The sequence below is a fragment of the Vibrio sp. 1288 genome, from assembly GCF_033344475.1.
Genome location: NZ_JAWPOX010000402.1, coordinates 1 through 766, shown reverse-complemented (window position 1 = coordinate 766; position 766 = coordinate 1). Strand labels below are relative to the sequence as shown.

General features: G+C 43.3%; 2 protein-coding genes. Both read left to right on the top strand.

Annotated elements, in window-relative coordinates:
• On the top strand, positions 1-247 hold a 247-nt coding region (locus R8O11_RS27050), incomplete at its 5' end, for a hypothetical protein (RefSeq protein WP_318194853.1).
• Positions 248-345: 98 nt separating this feature from the next.
• Positions 346-714, top strand: coding sequence for a YacL family protein (locus R8O11_RS27045; protein WP_229612616.1), 369 nt, complete (start codon positions 346-348; stop codon positions 712-714).
• Positions 715-766: the final 52 nt, after the last annotated feature.

The window sequence follows — 766 nt, the reverse complement described above, 5'->3', positions numbered from 1 at the left end:
AGTCATGTCTACGTCTACGCGTAACTTCCCGAACCGTCTAGGTACTGGCGCGAATGTTTACCTATCTTCTGCGGAGTTAGCGGCAGTAGGTGCAATCCTAGGTAAGATTCCAACCAAAGAAGAATACCTAGAATACGCGAAGCAAATCGACGCAACGGCAACAGATACTTACCGCTACTTGAACTTCCATAAAATGGAACAGTACACCAAGAAAGCTGATGAAGTTATCTTCCAAGAGCCAGCATAAGCAAAGCTAAACGACGAAAAGCACCTCACTTGAGGTGCTTTTTTTATGGACGTAATTCGTTATACTCCGCACCAAATCGATACGAAAAGGCAACCTCGATGGAATTTGAATTCATCCGTAATACGTTGATGGGCGAGTACTACGTAAAATGCAGCATGGGGCATGAGATCGTAGGGCGCTGGTTACAAGAAGAAATCGGAAAAGATCCAGTGAAGATTGCTCAAGTAGAAGCCTTAATTGATAAGGCGTTTTCTCTTCCTTCTCAAGAGTATACTTTAACAGGCACTGAGATCAGCTTGATGATTCAAGGGGATGAAGTTCTGGTGCAGGAGAACGCTCTATCGCACGATTACGATGTAGAGATGGAAAGTGAGTTCGATTTCTATGATGCAGAGAGTACAGCAAGCTGCGGCATTGAAGACTTTGTAGCACTGATTGAGCAATGGAAAGACTTTTTGAACATTTAATGCACAGTTTTGGGTAATCCCATCGGGATTGCTTTATATTTGTGAAAAAGGC